Genomic DNA, 15,302 nt, shown 5'->3' with positions numbered 1-15,302 from the left:
CTAGTGATTGATCAAATGCCCAAAAGAAAAGCAGCCGCACCCAACCGTGCCTTCAAGGTCGCCGATCAGATCCAGCGGGATCTGACGGAGTTGATCGCGCGCGAGTTGAAGGACCCGCGCGTGGGCATGGTCACGATCCAGGCGGTCGAGGTCACGCCCGACTATGCGCACGCGAAGATCTTCTTCAGCCTGCTCACAGGCGACGTGGCCGAGACCACCGAAGCGCTGAACCAGGCCGCAGGCTTTCTGCGCAACGGCCTGTTCAAGCGCCTGCACATCCACACCGTGCCGACGCTGCACTTCCTGTTCGACCGCACCACCGAGCGTGCGGCCGACATGAATGCGCTCATCGCACAGGCCGTTGCTTCGCGCTCGAAAGACGACTAGCGATGAACGCGCCACGCACACGGGTGCAGCGGCGCCCTGTGCATGGGGTGTTGCTGCTCGACAAGCCGCTGGGGTTTTCCAGCAACCAGGCCTTGCAAAAGGCCAAGTGGTTGCTGCGCGCCGAAAAAGCGGGCCATACCGGCACGCTCGATCCGCTCGCCACAGGCGTGCTGCCGCTTTGTTTCGGCGCCGCCACCAAATTCAGTCAATTGCACCTCGACGCCGACAAGACGTACGAGGCGATTGCGCGCCTGGGCGTCAAGACGTCCACCGGTGACGCCGAGGGCGAGGTGATCGCCGAGCGCCCGGTGCAGGTTTCGCCAGAAGACCTGGCTCGCGTCGAAGCGCTGTTTACAGGCCCGATCCGCCAGGTGCCGCCGATGCACAGCGCGCTCAAGAAAGACGGCAAGGCGCTGTACGAGTACGCCCGCGAAGGCATCGAGATCGAGCGCGCGCCCCGCGACGTCGTCATTTACAAGCTCGCACTGACGCGGCTGGACGACACAAGCATCCGCATCGTTGCGAGCGTGAGCAAGGGCACCTACATTCGCACCCTGGGCGAAGACATCGGCGAGGCACTGGGCTGCGGCGCGCACCTGACCTTCCTGCGCCGCACGGCCACGGGCGGTTTCGGGCAGGCGCAGTGCGTCTCGATCGAGGCGCTCGAAGCCATGACCGAAGACGAGCGCCTGGCACGCCTGTTGCCTGCCGAAGCGCTGGTCGAGGGCCACAGCCGCGTCACGCTCGCCGCCGAAGATGCGGCACGTTTTCTTTCGGGCCTGCGCCGCCGCGGCGGCTGGGCCGATGCCGAAGCGGTGGCCGTGTTCGGCACCGACCCGCAGGCGTTCCTGGGCACCGCCCATGTGAGCGCTGGCGAACTGATCCCGGGGCGCTTGCTGAACCCCATCGAAATTCAGCAAATTCTTTTGAACGCACCACAGACCGAAGCGACACCATGAGTACCAAGCAAATCCGCAATATCGCCATCATTGCCCACGTGGACCATGGCAAGACCACCATGGTCGACCAGCTGCTGCGCCAGTCGGGCACCTTCGCCGAGCACGAGAAGGTCGTCGACACGGTGATGGACAACAACGCGATCGAAAAAGAGCGCGGCATCACCATTCTTGCCAAGAACTGCGCCGTGACCTGGGAAGGCACGCACATCAACATCGTCGACACCCCGGGCCACGCGGACTTCGGCGGTGAAGTGGAACGCGCGCTGTCGATGGTCGACGGCGTGGTGCTGCTGATCGACGCGCAGGAAGGCCCGATGCCCCAGACGCGTTTCGTGACCAAGAAGGCACTGGCCCTGGGCCTGAAGCCGATCCTGGTCGTGAACAAGGTCGACAAGCCGGGTGCCAACCCCGACAAGGTCGTCAACGCCGCTTTCGACCTGTTCGACAAGCTCGGCGCGACCGACGAACAGCTCGACTTCCCCGTGGTGTACGCCTCGGGCATCAACGGCTGGTCGTCGCTCGAAGAAGGCGCAGCCGGTGAGCAGTGGGGCCCCGACATGTCGGCCCTGTTCAACACCATCCTGAAGCACGTGCCGTCGCAAAAGGGTGATCCGAACGCGCCGCTGCAGCTGCAGATTTCCGCGCTCGACTTCTCGACTTTCGTCGGCCGCATCGGCGTGGGCCGCATCAGCCAGGGCACGCTCAAGCCCATGACCGACGTGCTGGTCATGGAAGGTCCGGACGGCAAGACCGTCAAGGGCCGCGTCAACCAGGTGCTGACCTTCCAGGGCCTGGACCGCGTGCAATCGACCGAAGCCGGCCCCGGCGAAATCGTGCTGATCAACGGCATCACCGACATCGGCATCGGCGTCACCGTGACCGACAAGGACAAGCCAGCGCCGCTGCCCATGCTCAAGGTCGACGAACCGACCCTGACCATGAACTTCTGCGTGAACACCAGCCCGCTGGCCGGCCGCGAAGGCAAGTTCGTCACCAGCCGCCAGATCTGGGACCGCCTGCAAAAGGAACTGCAGCACAACGTGGCACTGCGCGTGAGCGAGACCGACGAAGAAGGCATCTTCGAAGTCATGGGCCGCGGCGAACTGCACCTGACCATCCTGCTGGAAAACATGCGCCGCGAAGGCTATGAAATGGCCGTGTCGAAGCCGCGCGTGGTGTTCCGCACCGTGAACGGCGAGAAGCACGAGCCCATCGAATTGGTCACGGCCGACATCGAGGAAACCCACCAGGGCGGCGTGATGCAGGCACTGGGCGAGCGCAAGGGCGAACTGGTCAACATGGAACCGGACGGCCGTGGTCGCGTGCGCCTGGAGTACCGCATTCCGGCGCGTGGCCTGATCGGCTTCACGAATGAATTCCTGAACCTGACGCGCGGCTCGGGCCTCATCAGCAACATCTTCGACAGCTACGAAGCCCACAAGGGCGAGATCGGCAGCCGCAAGAACGGCGTGCTGATCTCGATGGACGACGGTGAAATCTTCACCTACGCGCTGGGTAAGCTGGACGACCGCGGCCGCATGTTCGTGAAGGCGAACGATCCGGTGTACGAAGGCATGATCGTCGGCATCCACAGCCGCGACAACGACCTCGTGGTGAACGCCACGCGCACCAAGCAGCTGACCAACTTCCGCGTGAGCGGCAAGGAAGACGCGATCAAGATCACGCCCCCGATCGACCTCACGCTGGAATACGGCGTCGAGTTCATCGAGGACGACGAGCTGGTCGAAATCACGCCCAAGAGCGTGCGCCTGCGCAAGCGTTTCCTGAAGGAAAGCGACCGCAAGCGCGCCGGCCGCGACACGTCGAACGGCTGATCGCCTTCGATCGGCCATGCGCCTGACGCACGGCGCCGCAGTCGGGCTGATGGCCGTCGTGACCCTCATGTGGGGCACGGCGGGCGTCGTCACACGGCACCTCGCGCAGGCCCACAGTTTCGAGATCACCTTCTGGCGCAGCTTCTTCACGATGCTGGCGCTGCTGGTGATCTTGCCGCTTTGGCGGGGGCGTGCGGTGTTCTCGCAGCTTCGCCGAGGCGGGCAGTCGCTCTGGATCTCGGGCGTCTGCTGGGCCGTGATGTTCACGGCCTTCATGGTGGCGCTGACCCTCACCTCCACCGCGAGCGTGCTGGTCACGATGTCGCTCGGGCCGCTCTTCACCGCGCTCGCTGCGCGTCTCTTCATCGGGCACAAGCTGCCCGCACGCACCTGGGCGGCCATCGTGGTCGCCGGGCTGGGTATCGGCTGGATGTACGGCACGCAGCTGCTGGGCGGTGGCGGCGGGTCGCTCGCCGGCACGCTGGTGGCGCTGTGCGTGCCGCTGGCGGGCGCGACGCAATGGACCGTGGTCCAGCATGCGCACGCCAAGGGGCAGGAGGTCGACCTCGTGCCCGCGGTGCTGATTGGCGCTGCCATCTCCGCGCTCGTCACTTTGCCGCTGGCCTGGCCGTTCCGCGCCGGCCTGCATGACCTGGGGCTGCTGGCCTTCCTCGGTGTCTTTCAGCTGGCGATTCCCTGCGTGCTCTCGGTGCTGTGCGCGCAGGTTCTCAAAGCGCCCGAGGTGGCGTTGCTGGCGCTGCTCGAGGTGATCTTCGGCATCGCATTGGCCTGGCTCGGCGCGGGCGAAACGCCCGCGGCCAGCGTGCTGACGGGCGGCGTGCTGGTGATCGGGGCGCTGGTGTTCAACGAGCTGCTCGCGCTGCGCGGGCGCCGCACCACACTGGCGGACAGCGCGCTGCCGGGCGCGCACTGACGCACAGCGGCCCTTAGCGGCCGAAGAAGTACCAGCCGATCACGATCACGACGGCCACCACGATCATTCCGAAATTGCGCCAGCTGGCTTGTTGGCTGCGCGCGAACTCTTTGAGCATGTCGGCGGTCTCCTGCTCGTCGGCGGCGACGATCGCCTGAGCCTCGTCGAGGATGCGCCGATGGTCGGCTGCCGTCGCAAAGGCTGGCTCGGCGGCGACACGGGCGCGGAGCGCCTCGAACGGTTCCGTATCGAGCAGACCGTCGGTCACCAGCCAGCCCAGCGCGGGCCCCAGGGCGGCGGGCGCGCCGGTGAGGGGCGCGGCACTCAGCGCCAGGTCGCGGGTCTCGGTGTCGATCAGTCCTTCGTTGAACAGCGCGACCACGGCCTCGTGCGTGATGCCGGTCGTGCCGATCTCCAGCAGGTCCTCCGCGTCCCAGGCGATGTCTTCCGCGTCGGTGAACGCTGCGTCGGCGGGCGATGCGGCTTCGATGCGGTCCACGGCGGCATCGACTTCTTCCTCGGTGATCAGGTTCTTGAGGCGCATCCAGGCCAGGGCGTGCGCGGGGCCGGGAATCGGCGGCAGGGCGGGGGCCTCGGGGTGCGCGAGCGCGGCATCGTGCTGCGCGTCGGTGATGAGGCCGTGGGACAGAAGCGCCTGGAAGGCATCCGGGTGGGTGTCGGCAAAAGTCATCGGGCCATTCTGCCGTGCGCGCCCATGAAAAAAGCCCCGGCGGATGCCGAGGCTTGGGTCGCTGAAAGCGCCGGTTCAGACCGACGCCATCACTTCAGCGGCATCAGGGACGGGCGACCTTCCAGGCGCCGTTGGCCACGCCGTCGCCGGTCTTGTCACCGGCCTTGGTGTCCTTGGCCCAGTAGTACAGCGGCCAGCCCTTGTAGGCCCACTGCTTCTTGCCGTCTTCACGCACGACGATGGTGTAGCCGCCCATGGGCTTGGCGGCATCGGCCACGCCGAGCGGCGGCCAGTTGGTGGCGCATTGGCCGTTGCAGGCCGAGGTGCCGGCGTTGGCGGTGTCACGGGCGAAGGTGTAGAGCGTCATGCCGTTCGGGCCGACCAGCACGCCGTCGGCGGTGCGGGTGGGCGTGTCGGGCGCTCCAGCGGTCTTGGTGGACATGCCACCGCAGCCGGCGAGCAGAGCCGCTGCGAGGATCGAGGCGCTGAGCAATTTCATGCAGTTTCTCCTTCAGTTGAAAAATCAATCGCGAAAACAAGCCAGGTGAATGCGCGAACCGGCAGTTTATGCCGTCGCTACGATAACTCGCGGTAGGCCAGGGTCGCGAGTCTCAACAGCGCATCGCGCGGCAGGCGACCGGCCACGGCGTAGCCGAAACCCCGGTCGATCCAGTAAAAGCTCGGCACGGCGCCGTCCGAGGTGAAGCGGAAGGCGGTTTCGCGCGAGGCTGCGGCGTCCGCGGACTGCGCGTCGAGCGTGCCGATGTAGAGCGTGATGCGTTCGCCCGCCGCATCCTCGAACATGAACTGGGCGCGCGCGCCGGTTTCGCCGGGCAGCAGGCGCCCGCCGACCAGCGTGTAGCCGAGCGGGGACAGGTCGGGCACCTTGAGCGGATGGTCGAGGCGCTTGGACAGCCACTGCACGAGGTGCTGCTGCTCGGCGGCGGCCACTTCGACGGGGTGCCGTTTTTCGGGCGTGTAGACGACGTGGGCCACCGAGGCGTCGCGGACGAATTCGCGCACGGCCGGTGCGCGGGCCAAGGTCGCGCCAGAGGCGCGCGGCGCGCCCGACCATTGGGCATTGCCGAGCCAGCCCGCGGTGAAGGCGATGAGCAGGCCGGCGGCCATGCCGCCCCAGCGCAGCCAGGGGGCAGAGCGACCGGTCTCGGCACGACGCCGTTCGAGCACGCCCATCAGCGGCGCAGGCGCGGGCTCATCGAGCAGACCGCCATGCAGGCGGCGCAAGGCGTCCCGCTGGGCATGCCAGGCTGCCACGCGGGCCGCCACGGCCGGATCGCGCGCGATGGCATCTTCGACCACTTCACGGCGTTCCGGCGGCAGCTGGCCGTCGACCCAGGCGTGCAGCTCGTCGTCGGTAGGGGGCAGGGTGGGGCGGTTCATGGCGAGAGCTTCAAATCACTTGAGGCGGCGCAGGCCAGGGCGGCTGGGCGCGGCGGCGCCGTCCATCAGTTCCTTCAGGCGATGGCGGGCCCGCGAGAGGCGCGACATCACGGTGCCGATCGGGATGCCGAGCACTTTTGCGACTTCGGCATAGGACAGGTCTTCGAGCGTCACCAGCAGCAGCACGGCGCGTTGCTCCTCGGGCAGCTGCATCAGGCAGCGCTGCAGGTCGAGCCCGAGGCCCGGGTCGCGGCCCGGATCGGAACCCCTTTGCAGCAGCTCAGGAGCCACATCGTCCAGCGGCACGACCGCATGCGGCGGCGGCCGGCGCCGCACCTGGCTGGCGAAGAGGTTGTGCATGACCGTGAAGAGCCAGGCGCGCAGGTCGCTGCCCACCACCCAGAGCCGCCACTTGCCGCAGGCGCGCTCGAGCGTGTCCTGCACCAGGTCGTCGGCCGCCCAGGCATCGCCCGTCAGCGCGCGCGCATAGCGGCGCAAGCTCGGGATGTGGTCGATCAGCAGGCGGACGTCCATGGGCAGCGATGGCAGGGCGGCTCAGCGCCCGGCAGACCCGGCAATGGAGCGGACAACAACAGCAGGCAACGGCGGCATGGAACACTCCTGGGCGATGGTGTCGTCACCGGCACGGTCCGATGTCGACAACCGCACAAACGCCACGGGGGCGTCTTTTATTCCCTGCGCGCGAAAAGAAAAAGAATCAGCGGTTGCGGCTCTTCATGGCGCGCTCGACTTCGCGCTTGCCTTCGCGGTCCTTGATGGTGTCGCGCTTGTCGTGCTCGGCCTTGCCCTTGGCCAGTGCGATGTCGCACTTCACCTTGCCGGCCTTCCAGTGCAAATTGAGCGGCACCAGCGTGTAGCCCTTTTGTTCGACCTTGCCGACGAGGCGCTTGATCTCTTCCTTGTGCAGCAGCAACTTCTTGGTGCGGATCGAGTCAGGATTGACGTGCGTCGAGGCGCTCTTGAGCGGGTTGATCTGCAGGCCCACGACGAACAGCTCGCCGTCGCGGATCACCACGTAGCCGTCGGTCAGCTGCACCTTGCCTTCGCGCAGCGATTTGACTTCCCAACCCTCGAGGACCATGCCGGCCTCGAAGCGTTCTTCGAAGAAATAGTTGTAGGCGGCCTTCTTGTTGTCGGCGATGCGGGAGGAGGTGTCTTGTTTCTTGGTGGCCATGGCTCGAGAAGTTGGGGGCGCATGGCTTCAATACAATCCGTCGCGCACGCGGTGCCGATTCTATGAAAACAGTCCACAAGTCCGTCCTCATCTGGTACAGCGCCGAAGAAATGTACGCGCTCGTCACCGATGTGGCGAAGTACCCGCAGTTTTTGCCCTGGTGCGACAAGTCGCGCGTCATCGAGCAGGACGAGGCCGGCATGACCGCCGAAGTCGGCCTGGCCTTTGCCGGGCTGCACCAGAGTTTCACCACCCGCAACACCCACATCCCCGGCCGCGAGGTCCAGCTGAAGCTGGTTGACGGGCCGTTCTCCAACCTCGATGGCACCTGGAAATTCCACCCCGTGGGCGAGCAGGGCGAACGCGCCTGCCGCGTCGAACTGCAGATGAGCTACGGCTTCAGCAACTTCGCATTGCAGGCCCTGGTGGGGCCGGTGTTCGACACCATTGCGTCGAGCCTGGTCGAGGCCTTCGTCAAGCGCGCCGAACAGGTCTACGGCGAAGGCTGATGGCCGACAGCCGCATTGAGGTCACGCTGAGCTGTTCGCCGGCGGCGCGCGAGGTGTTCGAGCAGGCTCTGCAGCTCGCGCCCGGCACCGCGGTGAGCGAGGCGGTGAAGGCCAGCGACCTCATGCAACGCTTTCCCGATCTGGACTGGCGGCACACGATGACGCCCGGTGTCTGGGGCCGGGCGGTGGCGTGGGAACAGCTGTTGAAGGACGGTGACCGCATCGAGCTGTGCCGTCCGCTCACGGTCGATCCGAAGGTGGCGCGCCGTGAACGCTTCCAGCGTCAGGGCGCGCGGGGCACGGGCCTGTTCGCGAACAAGCGCAAGGGTGGCAAGGACGGCTATTGAGCCGCCTGCACTGGGCGAGTCGGCGGCTTACTTACTTGCAGTCGCTGTCGATGACCGACTGAACCCGCTTCTGCTCGGCTGCGCGCGCAGCGTCGTCCATGATTTCGCGCTCGCCCTTGGCGTTGACCTTGGCAAGGCGGATGCCACTGTCGATCGTGGCCTTGCCCTCGCGTGCGCGGGCACAGCTCTCGGCCTTGGCCTTGGCGACCTTTGCTGTTTCAGCCGCTTCCTTGGCCTTCTGCTCGGCCTCGGCCTTCTTGGTCTTTTCCTCGAGTTCCTTGTCCACGCCCGTGGGCTTGGGGGCTGCCGCCGTCTCGCTGCTTCCCTCGGCGGCCGGCGTGACCGGGGCGGGTGCGCGGGCTGACGGCGAAGGGCCGGCGCGGCGCAGGATGTTTTTCTCGGGGATGTCGGTGGGCGGCGGCTGGTCGCTGAAGACCTTCTTGCCGCTGTTGTCGACCCATTGCCATTGCGCGCTCGCCGAGAGCGGCAGCGCGCACGCGCAACCCAATACCAGCCAATGCAGGAAATTCATGCGCGGAGTTTAGCTGCGCCTTACGTTTGGCAACATCCGTAGTCGGCGGTTTTGCAACGGTCAGAAAAAACCCGTGCCGGCGAAGCGGGCGGAGCCCTCGTTACAATCCGTCTTTTGGAGCCTCACCCATGCGCCTTCTAGGCAAAGCGCTCACCTTCGACGACGTGTTGTTGGTGCCAGCATTCTCCCAAGTCCTGCCCAAGGACACGTCCCTCGCCACCAAGTTCTCCCGCAACATCACGTTGAACCTGCCGCTCGTCTCTGCGGCCATGGACACCGTGACCGAAGCCCGCCTCGCGATCGCCATCGCGCAGGAAGGCGGCATCGGGATCGTGCACAAGAACCTCACCGCGCAACAGCAGGCCGCCGAAGTGGCCCGTGTGAAGCGCTATGAGTCCGGTGTTTTGCGAGATCCGGTGGTGATCACGCCGACGCACTCCGTGCGCCAGGTGATGGCACTGTCCGACCAGCTCGGCATCTCGGGTTTCCCGGTGATCGACGCCGGCAAGGTCGTCGGCATCGTCACGGGGCGCGACCTGCGCTTCGAGAACCGCTACGACGTGCCCGTCAGCGAAATCATGACGCAGCGCGACCGGCTCATCACCGTGCCCGACGGCACCACGCTGGCCGAAGCCAAGGCGCTGCTGAACAAGCACAAGCTCGAGCGCCTGCTCGTCATCAACAGCGACTGGGAGCTCAAGGGCCTCATCACTGTCAAGGACATCACCAAGCAGACCAGCTTCCCCAACGCCGCACGCGACGCCAGTGGCCGCCTGCGCGTGGGCGCGGCGGTCGGCGTGGGTGACGGCACCGAAGAGCGCGTCGAAGCCCTCGTGAAGGCCGGCGTCGACGCCATCGTGGTCGACACCGCGCACGGCCACAGCGCCGGCGTGATCGAGCGCGTGCGCTGGGTCAAGAAGAACTACCCGCAGGTCGACGTCATCGGCGGCAACATCGCCACCGGCGACGCCGCACGTGCACTGGCCGACGTCGGCGCCGACGCCGTCAAGGTCGGCATCGGCCCGGGCTCCATCTGTACCACCCGCATCGTGGCCGGCGTGGGCGTGCCGCAGATCATGGCGGTCGACAGCGTCGCCACCGCACTGCACGGCACGGGCATTCCGCTCATTTCCGACGGCGGCGTGCGCTACTCGGGCGACATCGCCAAGGCGATTGCAGCCGGTGCCAGCACCGTCATGATGGGCAGCATGTTCGCCGGCACCGAAGAGGCGCCGGGCGAAATCGTGCTGTACCAGGGCCGCAGCTACAAGAGCTACCGCGGCATGGGCTCCATCGGTGCGATGCAGCAGGGCAGTGCCGACCGGTACTTCCAGGAATCGACCACCGGCAACCCCAACACCGACAAGCTCGTGCCCGAAGGCATCGAAGGCCGCGTGCCCTACAAGGGCTCGATCGTCTCCATCGTCTACCAGATGGCCGGCGGCGTGCGTGCCAGCATGGGCTACTGCGGCTGCGCGACCATCGAGGACATGCAGAACAAGGCCGAGTTCGTCGAGATCACCACGGCCGGCATCCGTGAGAGCCACGTCCACGACGTGCAGATCACCAAGGAAGCGCCGAACTACCGCGCAGAGTAATGTGGCCCCCACGCGCCCCCACTGCGTGTGGGGCGCTGCCCCCCAAGGGGGCCGCAGGCCGCCTTGGGGCGGCCCGGCGCCGGCCTTAACCCCAATCTGGCCAGACCTTGAAAGTCAGGCCAGACTCGGTTTAGAATTTGGGCCAGATTCAAAATTTCTGGCCCAAATGCAATCCATCGGTATCGCTGAAGCCAAGAACAACTTCTCGGCCCTGATCGACTCGGTCGAAAAGGGCGAAGAGGTTCGCATCACCCGCCACGGCAAGGAAGTCGTGCGCATGCTGCCGGTGCGCCGCAAGCCCGTCATCACCGACGAGCAGATCGCCCGCGAGCTCGGGCAGATCGACGCGCTGCACGCCACCATCCAGCCCGGCCCCACGACCCGCGAGCTCCTGAACCAAGGACGCCAGCCATGACCGCCTTCGTCATGGACGCCTCGGTCACCGCCGCCTGGCTTCTGCCCGACCAGGCCAGCGAACACACCCGCAGGCTCTACGCCGCCATTCGCCGCGACGAGGTCGAGCCGCAGGCGCCCAATGCCTGGCAATGGGAGTGCGCCAACATCCTCGCCAACGGCGTGCGCAGCGGCCGTATTCCGGCGTCGGCCGTCGAAGGCCTGTGGAGCGTGCTCGATGCCATTCGCCACCGCGTGGAGCTGCACGACCTCGCGCCGGCCCAGCACAAGGCCGTGCTCGCGGTGGCCATCGACGCGGGCGTCTCGCTCTACGATGCGGGCTATCTCTGGCTCGCCAAGTCGCTCAACCTTCCGCTCGCCACCTTCGACGAGCACCTCATCCAGGCGGCGCCGCAAGCGGGCGTCAAGCTGTTCGACATTTCAACGCTCTGAGTCCTTTCGCCATGCAACACGACAAGATCCTCATCCTCGACTTCGGCTCGCAAGTCACCCAGCTCATCGCACGCCGCGTGCGCGAAGCGCATGTGCTCAGCGAAGTGCATCCCTGCGACGTGACCGACGAATGGGTGCGCGAATACGCGGCCGACGGCCACCTCAAGGGCGTGATCCTTTCGGGCAGCCACGCCAGCGTGTACGAAGAGACCACCGACAAGTGCCCGCAAGCCGTGTTCGATCTCGGCATTCCCGTGCTCGGCATCTGCTACGGCATGCAGACCATGGCGCACCAGCTCGGCGGCAAGGTCGAAGGCGGCCACAAGCGCGAGTTCGGCTTCGCGGCCGTGCGCGCGCATGGCCACTCGGCGCTGCTGAAGGACATCGCCGACTTCACCACGCCTGAAGGCCACGGCATGCTCAACGTGTGGATGAGCCACGGCGACAAGGTCACCGAGCTGCCGCCCGGCTTCAAGCTCATGGCCAGCACCGACAGCTGCCCCATCGCCGGCATGGCCGACGAGGCGCGCCGCTACTACGCGCTGCAGTTCCACCCCGAAGTCACGCACACCGTGCAGGGCAAGGCCATCATCGACCGCTTCGTGCTCGGCATCTGCGAAGCCAAGCCCGACTGGGTCATGCGCGACCACATCGCTGAAGCCGTGCAGAAGATCCGCGAGCAGGTGGGCGATGAAGAAGTCATCCTTGGTCTGTCGGGTGGTGTCGATTCGAGCGTGGCTGCTGCGCTGATCCACCGCGCCATCGGCGATCAATTGACTTGCGTGTTCGTCGACCACGGCCTCTTGCGCCTGAACGAAGGCGACATGGTCATGGAGATGTTCGAAGGCAAGCTGCACGCGAAGGTCATTCGCGTCGATGCCAGCGACCTGTTCCTCGGCAAGCTCGCCGGCGTGAGCGACCCCGAAGCCAAGCGCAAGATCATCGGCGGCGAATTCGTCACCGTGTTCAAGCAGGAGGCCGCCAAGCTCAAGGCCGGCGATGGCGGCCACAAGGGCGCGACCTTCCTGGCGCAAGGCACGATCTACCCCGACGTCATTGAGTCGGGCGGTGCCAAGAGCAAGAAGGCCGTCACCATCAAGAGCCACCACAACGTGGGCGGCCTGCCCGAACAGCTCGGCCTGAAGCTGCTCGAGCCGCTACGCGACCTGTTCAAGGACGAAGTGCGCGAACTCGGCGTCGCCCTCGGCCTGCCGCCCGAGATGGTCTACCGCCATCCGTTCCCCGGCCCGGGCCTGGGCGTGCGCATCCTGGGTGAGGTGAAGAAGGAATACGCCGACCTGCTGCGCCGCGCCGACGCGATCTTCATCGAGGAACTGCGCAACTTCAAGGACGAAACCGGCAAAAGCTGGTACGACCTCACGAGCCAAGCCTTCACCGTGTTCCTGCCCGTGAAGAGCGTGGGCGTGATGGGCGACGGCCGCACCTACGACTACGTCGTCGCACTGCGCGCCGTGCAGACCAGCGACTTCATGACCGCCGACTGGGCCGAGCTGCCGTACGCGCTGCTCAAGAAGGTGTCGGGCCGCATCATCAACGAGGTGCGCGGCATCAACCGCGTGACCTACGACGTGTCGAGCAAGCCGCCGGCGACGATCGAGTGGGAGTGAACTCCTGAAAAGAAGAAAGGCGCCGCAAGGCGCCTTTCTTCTTTGGCGGGTGACCCGTCGATCAGAAGTTCGCCTTCAACCCCACCGTGAACATCCCGCCCTTGGCCTGCTTCGACAGCTTGCCGAAGTAGTCGTAGTCGGCCGTGATCGCGAGGTTCTGCGTCATGCGGTACTCGGCGCCGACACCGACCATCAGGCCCGTGCTGGTGCCCGAGAGGCGCTGGTTGGCCGGGGCCCAGTTGCTGTCGCCGGAGATGCGTCCGCGTGCCACGCCGAGGCGGCCGTTGAGGGCGAAGGCGTCGCCCAGCGGCATGCGTGCGGTGGCGGCTGCGTAGAAGACCTGGCCGGTGCCGGTCTGCAGTTTGGAACCGCCGTAGTTCGAGCTCCACTGGCTCACGCGGCCGAGGCGGGCGTAGCCGGCTTCCACGCCGAAGTGTTCGGTCAGGCGGTAGCCGCCGTACAGCTTGTAGGCGGTGCCGCTCTTGTTGGCCTTCTGGCCGCCCCATGGCACGGGCACGTGGTTCTTCGAGGACGACAGGCTGTAGCTGGAGCGGCCGATGGCGCCGCCGACATACAGCCCGGTGTCCTTGTCGAGACCGGCGGCTTGGGCGCCGATGGCGGCGGTGCCGAGGCAGAGGGCTGCGAGTGCGAGGCGGGCTTGCGTTTTCGTCAAGATGAAATCCTGTTGGTTAATTGATTGAATGCGTGGATGAGCGGCGAGTCGTTGTTCGCCTTGCCGCCACCGTCCGACGATTCTCAAAAACCAAGCTGAAGACGGGCTTCGCGTTTGCTGAAGGTCTCATGAAGGGCCCTTGCCATGGGCGATGATCGAGGCATGTCAGCCCAGCTTCTTCTTCCCGGAATCGATCCCCCGCCGCGGCCCCTGCCGCGACCGCGCGGCACCAAGGCAGCTCGCAAGGCGCCGCTGCCGCACTCGCTTTTCTTCGCACTGCTTCCCGACACCCAAGACGCCGCGACGATCGCCGCGCTCGGCGAGCGCATGAATTCTCAACACGCCCTGAAGGGCACGGTGGTCGAGGCGCAGCGCCTGCATGTCACGCTGTTCGACCTCGGCGACCACGACCAGGTGCCCGCCGACAAGGTGGCCCAGGCGTCGAATGCTGCCGCCGCAGTGCGCGTGCCGGCACTCGATGTCGTTTTCGAAAAATCCATGAGCTACGCCAAGGGCGCGCTGGTGCTGTGCGCTGACGACGAAGCCAATGTCGCGGCGTTGCGGGAATTCAGGCAACGCCTGGGCGAAGCGCTGGCCGATGTCGGCCTGAAGCCCTCGCGCGCGTTCACGCCGCACATGACCGTCGCCTATGCACGGCGCAAGCTCGAAAAGCACGCACTCGAAGCGCCCGTGCGGTGGACCGCCCATTCACTGGTGCTCATCGATAGCCACGTGGGCGAGGGCGTGCACGAGGTGCTGGGCCGCTGGCCCGCTGAGGTGGCCGCCTAAGCGCCGTCGTCGTCCGCGAAGGTGTCGAACAGCAGCCCGCGCAGCCACTGGTTGCCCGGGTCGCGGTGCACCTTCGCGTGCCAGAACAGGTTGATCGCGATCTGCGGCAGCGCCACCGGGTGCGGGCGCCACACCAGCCCGAAGGGCTCGGCGATGCTGCGGGCCAGGCGCTCGGGCACGGTCGCGATCATTTCGCTCGACTGCAGGATGTGGCCGATGGCCACGAAGTGCGGCACCTTGAGCCGGATGCGGCGCTGGATGCCCTGTGCCGCCATCACGTCGTCGGCCTTGCCGTGGCCCGTGCCGGCGGCCTGCACCTGCACGTGGTCGGCCGCGCTGAAGTCTTTCAGTGACACGCTGCGCTTGCGCGCCAGCGGATGTGTGCCGGAGAACAGGCACACGTAGCGCTGCAGGAACAGCCGGCGCTGGAACACGCCCGACTTGAGTTGCGGCAGCAGGCCGATGGCAATGTCGACCTGGCCGGCCTCCAGCTCGTCGCGCAGGTTGGTCGCGGTGTTGTTGCGCAGCGTGCTGATGGTCACGCCCGGCGCGGCGGCCGAGAGCGTTTCCATGAGCCGCGGCGTGAAGTAGATCTCGCCGATGTCGGTCATCGCGAGCGTGAAGCTGCGCGTGCTCGTGGCGGGGTCGAACACCACCTGCTGGTTGAGCGCCGTGTGCAGCGCGCCCATGGCGTAGGCCACGGGCTCGGCCAGCTGCAGCGCGAAGGGCGTGGGCTCCATGCCGCGCGCGGTGCGCAGAAAAAGCTCGTCGCCCAGCAGCTTGCGCAGGCGCGCCAGCGCGTTGCTGATGGCCGGCTGCGAGAGGCCCAGCGATGCGGCCACGGCCGACACGCGCTTCTCGGCCAGCATGCGGTCGAACACCAGCAGCAGGTTGAGGTCGATGTCCTTGAGTTGCATGGCGCACCTTTATTCACGTTGGTGATACAGCCGATTCACCAGATTCTATTGGTCAATTTTC

At 66.4% G+C, this 15,302-nt stretch carries 19 protein-coding genes; 11 read left to right on the top strand and 8 right to left on the bottom strand.

Translation table 11 applies throughout. The features are described from left to right. Positions 1–15 precede the first annotated feature (15 nt). The 4 genes from rbfA to RZE79_RS15785 are packed head-to-tail and all read left to right on the top strand — an operon-like array spanning position 16 to position 4,115. The gene (rbfA, locus tag RZE79_RS15800; RefSeq protein ID WP_062479819.1) at positions 16–387 is read left to right on the top strand and encodes a 30S ribosome-binding factor RbfA; all 372 of its coding nucleotides are present in this window, start codon (positions 16–18) and stop codon (positions 385–387) included. Between the two features lie 2 nt (positions 388–389). Further along, positions 390–1,346 (top strand): tRNA pseudouridine(55) synthase TruB, encoded by a 957-nt coding sequence (gene truB / locus RZE79_RS15795; protein WP_319355348.1) that lies wholly within the window; start codon positions 390–392, stop codon positions 1,344–1,346. Then, positions 1,343–3,181, top strand: coding sequence for a translational GTPase TypA (gene typA, locus RZE79_RS15790; RefSeq protein WP_319355347.1), 1,839 nt, complete (start codon positions 1,343–1,345; stop codon positions 3,179–3,181). The genes truB and typA overlap by 4 nt, the downstream gene beginning before the upstream one ends. Positions 3,182–3,197: 16 nt before the next feature. Beyond that, positions 3,198–4,115 carry a DMT family transporter gene (locus RZE79_RS15785; protein ID WP_319355346.1) on the top strand — a complete coding sequence of 306 codons (918 nt, stop codon included), beginning with the start codon at positions 3,198–3,200 and terminating at the stop codon, positions 4,113–4,115. A 13-nt stretch (positions 4,116–4,128) separates the two neighbouring features. Here the strand turns inward: RZE79_RS15785 and RZE79_RS15780 are convergent, their stop codons facing one another. From RZE79_RS15780 to smpB, 5 genes are all read right to left on the bottom strand, one after another. Next, entirely contained in the window at positions 4,129–4,806 is a 678-nt protein-coding gene (locus RZE79_RS15780; RefSeq protein ID WP_319355345.1) for a hypothetical protein, read from the bottom strand. Between the two features lie 103 nt (positions 4,807–4,909). Then, positions 4,910–5,305 (bottom strand): ATP-binding protein, encoded by a 396-nt coding sequence (locus RZE79_RS15775; RefSeq protein ID WP_119556624.1) that lies wholly within the window; start codon positions 5,303–5,305, stop codon positions 4,910–4,912. 77 nt (positions 5,306–5,382) lie between these two features. Next, a complete protein-coding gene (locus RZE79_RS15770) occupies positions 5,383–6,207 on the bottom strand; it encodes an anti-sigma factor (RefSeq protein ID WP_319355344.1) in 825 nt (274 codons plus the stop codon). A gap of 15 nt (positions 6,208–6,222) precedes the next feature. Beyond that, positions 6,223–6,741: a sigma-70 family RNA polymerase sigma factor gene (locus RZE79_RS15765; RefSeq protein WP_319355343.1), complete on the bottom strand. Its 519-nt coding sequence runs from the start codon at positions 6,739–6,741 to the stop codon at positions 6,223–6,225. Positions 6,742–6,925: 184 nt separating this feature from the next. Continuing rightward, positions 6,926–7,402: an SsrA-binding protein SmpB gene (smpB, locus tag RZE79_RS15760; protein ID WP_101491670.1), complete on the bottom strand. Its 477-nt coding sequence runs from the start codon at positions 7,400–7,402 to the stop codon at positions 6,926–6,928. Between the two features lie 62 nt (positions 7,403–7,464). Between smpB and RZE79_RS15755 the strand changes: the two genes are divergently transcribed. Together RZE79_RS15755 and RZE79_RS15750 are read left to right on the top strand one after the other, a co-directional pair. Next, entirely contained in the window at positions 7,465–7,911 is a 447-nt protein-coding gene (locus RZE79_RS15755) for a type II toxin-antitoxin system RatA family toxin (RefSeq protein WP_056580600.1), read from the top strand. Beyond that, positions 7,911–8,258, top strand: a complete 348-nt coding sequence (locus tag RZE79_RS15750; protein WP_319355342.1) for an RnfH family protein — start codon at positions 7,911–7,913, stop codon at positions 8,256–8,258. Before RZE79_RS15755 ends, RZE79_RS15750 begins: the two co-directional genes overlap by 1 nt. A gap of 31 nt (positions 8,259–8,289) precedes the next feature. Here RZE79_RS15750 and RZE79_RS15745 read toward each other — a convergent pair whose 3' ends face one another. Next, positions 8,290–8,790, bottom strand: coding sequence for a DUF4124 domain-containing protein (locus RZE79_RS15745; protein WP_319355341.1), 501 nt, complete (start codon positions 8,788–8,790; stop codon positions 8,290–8,292). Between the two features lie 128 nt (positions 8,791–8,918). Here RZE79_RS15745 and guaB point away from each other — a divergent pair, with 128 nt between their 5' ends. From guaB to guaA, 4 genes are all read left to right on the top strand, one after another. Further along, positions 8,919–10,388: an IMP dehydrogenase gene (guaB, locus tag RZE79_RS15740; protein WP_099789269.1), complete on the top strand. Its 1,470-nt coding sequence runs from the start codon at positions 8,919–8,921 to the stop codon at positions 10,386–10,388. A 166-nt stretch (positions 10,389–10,554) separates the two neighbouring features. Beyond that, complete coding sequence (locus RZE79_RS15735; RefSeq protein ID WP_099789267.1) at positions 10,555–10,803, top strand: type II toxin-antitoxin system Phd/YefM family antitoxin; 249 nt, start codon at positions 10,555–10,557, stop codon at positions 10,801–10,803. After that, positions 10,800–11,234 (top strand): type II toxin-antitoxin system VapC family toxin, encoded by a 435-nt coding sequence (locus RZE79_RS15730; RefSeq protein WP_194273944.1) that lies wholly within the window; start codon positions 10,800–10,802, stop codon positions 11,232–11,234. The genes RZE79_RS15735 and RZE79_RS15730 overlap by 4 nt, the downstream gene beginning before the upstream one ends. 11 nt (positions 11,235–11,245) lie before the next feature. After that, positions 11,246–12,862 carry a glutamine-hydrolyzing GMP synthase gene (gene guaA, locus RZE79_RS15725; protein WP_319355340.1) on the top strand — a complete coding sequence of 539 codons (1,617 nt, stop codon included), beginning with the start codon at positions 11,246–11,248 and terminating at the stop codon, positions 12,860–12,862. 61 nt (positions 12,863–12,923) lie between these two features. Here guaA and RZE79_RS15720 read toward each other — a convergent pair whose 3' ends face one another. After that, positions 12,924–13,535, bottom strand: coding sequence for a porin family protein (locus tag RZE79_RS15720; RefSeq protein ID WP_319355339.1), 612 nt, complete (start codon positions 13,533–13,535; stop codon positions 12,924–12,926). Positions 13,536–13,862: 327 nt separating this feature from the next. Between RZE79_RS15720 and RZE79_RS15715 the strand changes: the two genes are divergently transcribed. Next, positions 13,863–14,324, top strand: a complete 462-nt coding sequence (locus RZE79_RS15715; RefSeq protein ID WP_319355338.1) for a 2'-5' RNA ligase family protein — start codon at positions 13,863–13,865, stop codon at positions 14,322–14,324. On the opposite strand, the gene RZE79_RS15710 is transcribed toward RZE79_RS15715, so the two are convergent. Then, entirely contained in the window at positions 14,321–15,241 is a 921-nt protein-coding gene (locus RZE79_RS15710) for a LysR family transcriptional regulator (RefSeq protein ID WP_153284196.1), read from the bottom strand. The genes RZE79_RS15715 and RZE79_RS15710 overlap by 4 nt on opposite strands. Positions 15,242–15,302: the final 61 nt, after the last annotated feature.

This window comes from Variovorax sp. EBFNA2, assembly GCF_033802765.1.
GTDB classification, from domain to species: Bacteria; Pseudomonadota; Gammaproteobacteria; order Burkholderiales; family Burkholderiaceae_C; genus Variovorax; species Variovorax paradoxus_H.
The sequence above is the reverse complement of the archived record's forward strand: the minus strand, read 5'-3'. Positions and strand labels throughout refer to the sequence as shown.